This window comes from Legionella sp. (assembly GCF_047605385.1).
GTDB lineage: Bacteria > Pseudomonadota > Gammaproteobacteria > Legionellales > Legionellaceae > Legionella.
In genome coordinates, this window is sequence record NZ_JASGFU010000097.1 from 1 (window position 1) to 7,558 (window position 7,558).

Sequence of the window (7,558 nt, forward strand, 5' to 3'; positions counted from 1 at the left end):
TATTTAATCCCCCTCACCCTTGATCCCTCTCCCCCACGCTGCGCGCGGTGGAGAGAGGAAGCCCGGTGAGCTCAATTAAATACCTGGGGAGTTACTTTTCTAAAATGAATTGTTTAAAATTTACACAACAATCGCTCGTTCTGTCTATACTATAAGTGTGGAACATATTTATCCTCTCTCGGATAAATACGTAATGTTTATCACCTTTATAAAGGAAATAACATGCCTGATAAGACTCAACACACCGCAGCCAGCCTGCAACAAAAAATGTTAACTCGTTATGGGGATGTACCTCATAAACATAACAAGCACCATCTAGAATACCGCAAACATTATCGCTCCCATCCATCTAACTCAAATAATAATGTAGAAGAGGATGAACTAAATGGTTCAACTGGATTATTACGTGAGTTTAAATTAAAAAAAATGAGAAAAAGACCAGATAAGGGACACTTCCATTAATATATACTTCAGCTTGATAGTGGAGCTATCAAGCTGAATTGCCAACATTTACTGCTGATAAACCAGATACTTAAATACCTTAACTACATGTGCCACACCTACAGTATGGCGTGCAATATAAATTACTTTCTTTGCTTCAGACGGACGGACATCCCCCATTAAATAGACCACACCATCAGAAGTAACTACCTTGAAGGCATTAGGATCTATAGTAGCATCAGCAAAAATTTGGCTACGAATTTTGGTAGTTATCCAGCCATCTTGTATTGATGAAGAAGAGATATTGCTGACTTTTACCTCATCAAACATTCGGCGATATCCTTTTACTGTGTTCAATCTGTGGTGTAATTCTTCTTGCATCTCTGCAGTGGGTACATGGCCGGTTACCAAAATATCACCGTTAAATACAGCAATATCAAGCGCACAATTGCAGTTTTTAAATAAAGGATCAACGGTAATGGCATTATTTATGTGGACGTATAGGTAATAATCATCAATTTTTTTATACACATCATGGCGATCATAAACCATGGTGGCTCCGGTCCATAGGCTACTGCCGGAGCAACTAAACAGAAAGTTTATGGCCAGAGTCGCTAGTAAATAAAAACATCCTTGTTTCAACATATTAATGTATGTATTGGAAAATTTTAACGACTTTCCTCACTCCATTTACTCGACGGGCTACATCAACAGCCAAATTTGCTTGATAAGCGTCAACAATTCCCATGAGATAAACAATTCCATTTTCAGTAACAATACGGATAGAACCTGATTCAAGCCCTGCTCTCGTCAGCATACTACTGCGCACTTGACTAGTAATCCAGCTATCTTTAGTGCGTTGTGTTAACGGAATTGGGTATTTCACACTCACCTCATTATACACTCGCTGTACACCTGGGGTACTTTGAGCAATTTTTTCCGCTAAAACGCGCAATGAGGCTGCTGGCGTTTGCCCAACAAGTAAAACAACGCGATTAAAACTGGTTACTAAAATTCGTGAATCTCTAAGTTGCGGATTGGTAACAATTGCCTTATGGATCACATGAAATAAGCGTGCATCCGCCTCCATAGTTATAACACCACGTTTGTCATAAACCATGCCAACAGCAGCTCCAGTCACTACTGCGGCAACGCAACCGGCAAGTAGTACTGTTGCCAAAACTAAAGTGATGGATTTTGATTTAGAAGTTAAACTCATTTTTTATCCTAGAACCTGGCCAAACAAAGACTGGTCAATTAAATCACAAAAACAATGTAATATGAACAAGTGCATCTCTCTTATGCGTGCGGAACTGTCTGAAGCAACACGTAATTCAATATCTTCAGGGCCTAGATGTGTTGCCAACACACCACCATCACGACCACTTAAAGCAATCGTATCCATGCCGCGTTCATTCGCTGCCTGTAAAGCATGCAGCATACTGTCAGAGTTTCCGCTAGTAGTTAATAACAGCAATACATCTTGTTCATGCCCCAAAGCCTGAATTTGCCGGGCAAAAACTTGGCTGTAATGATGTTCATTGCTAAAAGAACTAATGCTGGCAGTATCTGCGCAAAGATTAAACACTGGTAAGGAAGGACGCTCTACTTCAAAGTGATTAAACATAGCACTGGCAAAATGCATGCAATTGGCACTAGAACCACCATTACCACATAGTAAAATTTTCCCATCGCCCAATAAGCAATTAACCAAGCGCTGACCTGCTTTAGCAATGGTATCAGACAAGGCATCTGCAAGTGCTATTTTGGTTTCAATATTAATGCCGAAAAGGTGTCTTACCCTTTCTTCCAATTGTACCATTTCTTTTAACCTTACTCTTTGATTTTCATCTAAATTAAAAACCATTACCCGCAACACTAAAGTAATCAAGGTGGCCGAAGCGGTGATTTAGAGAATGATCTTAATAATCCATACCAAAAGCATCTTTTATCCATGTAATCGATGCTGAATGCCCATCAACACTAATGACATCAAAACGCATTGCCCATTGATTATGCACCTTGTGCTTTGACATATAATGTAATGCTGATTTTATAATTTTTTGCTTTTTAGCATAAGTAATACTGGCAACACCACCACCAAAACTGGCCGAAGCACGCGCACGAACTTCAATAAAAACTAAGTGCTCTTTATCGCGCATCACCAAATCAATTTCTCCCATCTTGCAATAGTAGTTTTGCGCGATAGGCTGCATGCCTTGGGCTATTAAATACGTTAAGGCTTGCTCTTCAGCAAGGCGCCCTTTTTCACGAGTTAGCAATTATACAGCCTCATCTAATGAATGCACTACACCTTGGCGAAATTGCCCCCACGCCAATACACGTGCAACATGTTGTGATGGTTTTAAGTATAAAATACCATCTCCAGTAGTTGATTCATCCGCGGGAAACAGTATTAGTTGATTTAGTTGCGTCGCTAAAGCATAACTGTCTTTACCTAAAGAATACAATCGATTATAGCTATTAAATTGCTCTGGCCAATTGCGCCTTCTCATTTGGTGTGAAAAAACCCACGGAATATCGCAAAAGATAATTCCATCTAAGTCTTTGTCTTTCAAAGCATTTTTATTGCCACCATAGACACTTGCGGTGGCAAATACGGGTATATCAGCAGCAAAATAATATTTTAATAAAGGCATAATTTGTCGTGCTTTTGATGGATACGCCAGTAAAAAGATCATATCGAAATCCTGGCGGCGACTAATTACTGATTGAATATGATAACCCAATAATTCCTTAAGCCGTTTTTCTCGCTGTTGGCCTTGAGAAATATGTAAGAAGTCTCTCATTTTTTTATTTAAATCATCATGAGTACTGTATAAGAACGTATCAACTACAGTCCCCCCTTTCTTCTGCCATTGAGCACCAAAAGCTTTGGTCACTTCCATTCCCCAAACATTCCCAGGAGCAATGACTAAGGCACGGCTATAACCTTTGCGATGCGCCTTTATGGCAACTTGTACTGCTTCATTAAGTGGTGAAAGTCCAAATAAATAGGAATTTTCTTGTGCTATGGTATCAGAATCATTCAAAAGTAACGTAGGGACAGGATGAGGAATTGCCGCCACTGCAGCAACCTGAGATTTGATTAAAGGGCCAACAATATAATCAGCACCTTCACTAACTGCTGTTTGATATAAGGCAATAACATCACCTTTACTGGTATCGTAGGTTTTCACGTTCATGCTTACCACATCCTTCGCATTTTTATATGCTGCAAAAAACCCATCGCGAACGGCTGTACCCGGGCCTTTCAAAGCATCACTTAAAGGTAAGAGTAAGGCAACTTGTTGGGGATGATTAATCATCTTCGTAGCAATTGCATCCAGAGGGATAGGCAAAATATTATTTGCCGGATGTGTACTATACTGTGTTTGCCATTGCTCTAAAGCAGCAAGCAAAGATTTTGCATTATCACGATAGTGACGAGAAATTTGCGCTAACTGCAGCCAACCCTCTAATTCAGAATGACTATTGGCGCGTATGGCCATATCCAATTCCACTTGCGATAAATGGGTTAAGGTCAGCCACAGCTTACGATGATTGCTTTTTTGGCTGTATTCATCAATTAAGAGCGGTTCCAACTTAATGCGTTCAGTAATCGATTCCATGGGCTTATCTGTTGCATTATAGGCTTGCGCTAAAGATTCATGAAATTGCACTTGTTGTGGCTTAGAAAGTGAATTAATTTGGTTAATCGTCGTTAATTTTTCTAATGCCCTTTTTGGATGCTCACGCATCAGATCAATTTGCGCTAATAAAATATTCTTTTCATCCTTTTGTGCAACTGTTAAATCAGCAGTTTGTGCTAAAATAGCCGTACTTTGACGCCACCATCCCTCGGAAAGAGCACGGCCTGCAGCCATCAATAAAGAATTTTGCTGTTCACTTCCTGCTAAGGTTTTTGCCTGTGCAAGATATTCTGAAGTCAATTTAGGATAGAGGTTTTCTGGTTTTTTCTTTACAACTGAAATTGGTGCAGAAAGAGGTGCCGATGCTTTAGGCGTTGAAAAGTTGGAATTCTCTGCCTTGGTGCACTGGCCAAGTAATAAAGTAGATGTCAATAATGTAAGTACACGAATCTTATATAATTTTGTTAGCATATTTTAAGAAACCTAAATTAGGTTATAACCTCAAAGGATAAACTATGACACACACGCTCGCAACAGAAATAGGCACGCTTTATATTGTTGCTACGCCGATTGGCAATCGTGAAGACATTACACATAGGGCATTGAATATATTGAAGTCCGTGGATTTTATCTTAGCGGAAGATACGCGTCATTCGTTGCAATTATTAACTTCTTTAGGCATCAAAAACAATCTTGAATCTTTGCATGCCCATAATGAAAATGACAAAAGCAAAGCGATTATCAACCAACTCTTGGCAGGGAAATCAGCAGCTGTAATTAGTGATGCAGGGACACCATTGATTAGCGATCCAGGTTATGTCTTGGTTAAACTTGCACGAGAACAAGGAATTGAGGTTGTTCCTATTCCGGGAGCGTGTGCATTAATTACGGCTCTTTGTGCTGCAGGAGTTCCCTGTGATTCCTTTTTATTTGTAGGATTTCTTCCGGCAAAGCAAAATGCACGTAGGGAAAAATTAAAATTTTTGCGCTCGGATGCCCATACCTTAATTTTTTATGAATCCACACATCGGATTCTTGATTGTCTTCTAGATATAGCTGAGATTTATGGTACTCATTGCAACTTAGTATTGGCAAAAGAATTAACTAAATCCTTTGAGCACTTTATCTCAGGCACGGCTTTAGAAATAATTGCGTGGCTAAACGAAGAAACTGCACGGACTAAAGGAGAGTTTGTGTTAATTATTCCACCATTGCCAGTAGAAGCATCGCGACATGCGCATGAGAAAGTGTTGCGGGCATTACTGGAGGAATTACCAGTGAAACAAGCAGTTGTGATTGCGTGTAAACTTTGCGATGCAAATAAAAATGAGCTTTATGAGCTGGCATTACGATTAAAAGATGAAATAAAACATAATTAGTGGTCCTTGGCAGCCCAATCTATGCTATTTATGGTTAAAAACAAGGTAAACATGAGCGATCTTCATCTACATCAAGCACATCTTCTTCTCTGGGTTCAGCGACAGCTATACGTTTTATTTCTTGTTTTGCATTATGCTGAGTGTATGAATGATGCATTTCACACCCAATATAAAGTGCAGTAAATGCAATTGCCGCCGGCCAGCAAATAGCCAGTGTTGCAATTAAAAAAGTTGGAGCTAACGTATTTTTTACCATCACAAAGATAAAATCATCGCGTGCTGCTACATACTCTTTTTGGGCAATATCATGTTTTTGCTTCAAACGTAAGCTCGCTTCTTTATATTGTGAATATTGATTCATAGAAAAATACATCGCCGCTGCAATGGTGCAAGCAAAGAAACTTGCAACAACCATACCTGTTGATGTCAAAATGATTGTTGCAGAAAATCCAGTCATTAATAGCGCAGCGGCACCTGCACCAAAATATAAAGTAGCTTGTTTTTTTTGAAACTGTAAATCCAGTTCGTCACACTGTTTAATTAACATTGCAATTTGCGCATCATGTATTTGGTGCTCTTTATCACCTGAACTCAAACATTTTTTTCGGTTTTCATGCTCTGAAATGTCAAAAGAATATTGGCTTTTTTTCTCTATATATTCTTTTCTTGCGAAATACATCTTGTAGAAATTCATAGACACGTCAAAACCTAAAAATATGGCAGTAATTACAGCAGCTACTGGATTTGAAATATAATTAAAATTTGTTAAAAAATTAACTGAACTCCAAACAAGGTCATTTCCAAAATTAAATTGACGTTTATAAAGCTCGTACTTTAAGCGATCATAACATGTTGTATCACCACTAAGCTCCGTTTTGTTAGGAAACCAAGTATGTTTTACTAGCATACCCGCGTCAATTATAAAACGAGCTAGAAATAGGCCAACGCTAAAATAATTCAATATACCATTGGGAGCCTGAATTACCGATATGATTTTATCCACATCAGTATGAGTACCCAAAATCGCATCCAACTGCTCGAGAATTTTCAACTCCTTAGCTAGGATCAAACCATTGGTCAAGGTTAAGCGGCAGAAAATCCAATACAGGCGGCATAAGTTAGAAAATCCCACATAGTCACGGATTTTGGATGCATGAAATGGCGCATTGATTAAATTACGTAATCCCTTAATAAAACTTTGTTCTAATGATTGGATAAAGCTGTCTTCTTGCTCTTTATCTTTTTTCTCTTTGAACAATTGATCTTTAATTTGTTGCTTTAATTCTGTGTAATGTGCTTTTTGAGCAGATTGCGAATAAGCATCGTAAAATGCTTCTAAAAGAGAAGCATTATAATAGCAGTATAGCCAGAAAATTTCATTATGTTGCGCTCTTTGCTTCTCTAAAACCACAAACATTTGTGAAAATTCCGCTTCGAGACTATGAAAATTGGTCAACAAAAATTTATAATCATTGCTCTTGGTTAAGGCTAAACCTTCGACCGCGGAAATTACATTTTCATCCACATTAATAACGTCTTTACTTTCTGCAGTTTTTACGGTGTGTTGCTCTTTAATGCGATTGAAAAATAAACTTTTATTTTCTAAGAAGGCTGCATTTTGTTGTCCTGCATAATCCGTCATCACCACACCTCACAAAAAAAGAGCATAAAGTTTTATTTCTACTACATTATCATTTGCTCTTTATTTTGACAAGACTTTATGTGTCATTTTTTAGACAAAATGTTATTGTATTATCAAAATTCTAATTAAAGATTGAGTTATTTTTTTGATCATTGTTCTGAACGAGCAGAGTGTTCACCGACACCAATGACTTAACAACCACATAAAGATTTTACTTCACATCCCTTTGGGGTCATTGCCATTAAGCAAATTTTTCACTGCCTACGTCCTGCGACTTGATAAAGCAGGTTGGTGCTAAGCGTAGCTCAACAAAATAGCCCAGAATGTTGGGCTGCGCTACGCTTAGCACCAACCTACCTATTATGCCATGCCAATAGGCTTATGATATTTAGTTGACTTTTAAGTAGAAAGAATCCTAAACTAATGCTTAAGGCGTGCTGCGC

Annotated in this window: 8 protein-coding genes; 2 read left to right on the plus strand and 6 right to left on the minus strand. The window is 38.4% G+C overall.

What is annotated here, in order from left to right; genetic code table 11:
- Positions 1 to 222 precede the first annotated feature (222 nt).
- On the plus strand, positions 223 to 462 hold the full coding sequence (locus QM652_RS13515; protein ID WP_415076671.1) for a hypothetical protein: 240 nt from the start codon (positions 223 to 225) through the stop codon (positions 460 to 462).
- A gap of 48 nt (positions 463 to 510) precedes the next feature.
- On the opposite strand, the gene QM652_RS13520 is transcribed toward QM652_RS13515, so the two are convergent.
- The 5 genes from QM652_RS13520 to QM652_RS13540 form a co-directional block, all read right to left on the minus strand.
- The gene (locus QM652_RS13520) at positions 511 to 1,086 is read right to left on the minus strand and encodes a BON domain-containing protein (RefSeq protein ID WP_415076673.1); all 576 of its coding nucleotides are present in this window, start codon (positions 1,084 to 1,086) and stop codon (positions 511 to 513) included.
- Position 1,087: 1 nt separating this feature from the next.
- On the minus strand, positions 1,088 to 1,660 hold the full coding sequence (locus tag QM652_RS13525) for a BON domain-containing protein (RefSeq protein ID WP_415076675.1): 573 nt from the start codon (positions 1,658 to 1,660) through the stop codon (positions 1,088 to 1,090).
- A 3-nt stretch (positions 1,661 to 1,663) separates the two neighbouring features.
- A complete protein-coding gene (locus tag QM652_RS13530; protein WP_415076677.1) occupies positions 1,664 to 2,263 on the minus strand; it encodes an SIS domain-containing protein in 600 nt (199 codons plus the stop codon).
- Between the two features lie 100 nt (positions 2,264 to 2,363).
- Entirely contained in the window at positions 2,364 to 2,723 is a 360-nt protein-coding gene (locus QM652_RS13535; RefSeq protein ID WP_415076679.1) for a YraN family protein, read from the minus strand.
- The gene (locus QM652_RS13540; RefSeq protein ID WP_415076681.1) at positions 2,724 to 4,565 is read right to left on the minus strand and encodes a penicillin-binding protein activator; all 1,842 of its coding nucleotides are present in this window, start codon (positions 4,563 to 4,565) and stop codon (positions 2,724 to 2,726) included.
- Between the two features lie 44 nt (positions 4,566 to 4,609).
- Between QM652_RS13540 and rsmI the strand changes: the two genes are divergently transcribed.
- Positions 4,610 to 5,473 (plus strand): 16S rRNA (cytidine(1402)-2'-O)-methyltransferase, encoded by an 864-nt coding sequence (gene rsmI, locus QM652_RS13545; RefSeq protein WP_415076683.1) that lies wholly within the window; start codon positions 4,610 to 4,612, stop codon positions 5,471 to 5,473.
- 34 nt (positions 5,474 to 5,507) lie between these two features.
- Here rsmI and QM652_RS13550 read toward each other — a convergent pair whose 3' ends face one another.
- Complete coding sequence (locus tag QM652_RS13550; RefSeq protein WP_415076685.1) at positions 5,508 to 7,115, minus strand: hypothetical protein; 1,608 nt, start codon at positions 7,113 to 7,115, stop codon at positions 5,508 to 5,510.
- Positions 7,116 to 7,558: the final 443 nt, after the last annotated feature.

Bases quoted from the DNA above. Each gene is read 5' to 3' on its own strand.
- QM652_RS13515 (WP_415076671.1), top strand. From the start codon at position 223: ATGCCTGATAAGACTCAACACACCGCAGCCAGCCTGCAACAAAAAATG.
- QM652_RS13520 (WP_415076673.1), bottom strand. From the start codon at position 1,086: ATGTTGAAACAAGGATGTTTTTATTTACTAGCGACTCTGGCCATAAAC.
- QM652_RS13525 (WP_415076675.1), bottom strand. From the start codon at position 1,660: ATGAGTTTAACTTCTAAATCAAAATCCATCACTTTAGTTTTGGCAACA.
- QM652_RS13530 (WP_415076677.1), bottom strand. From the start codon at position 2,263: ATGGTACAATTGGAAGAAAGGGTAAGACACCTTTTCGGCATTAATATT.
- QM652_RS13540 (WP_415076681.1), bottom strand. From the start codon at position 4,565: ATGCTAACAAAATTATATAAGATTCGTGTACTTACATTATTGACATCT.
- rsmI (WP_415076683.1), top strand. From the start codon at position 4,610: ATGACACACACGCTCGCAACAGAAATAGGCACGCTTTATATTGTTGCT.
- QM652_RS13550 (WP_415076685.1), bottom strand. From the start codon at position 7,115: ATGACGGATTATGCAGGACAACAAAATGCAGCCTTCTTAGAAAATAAA.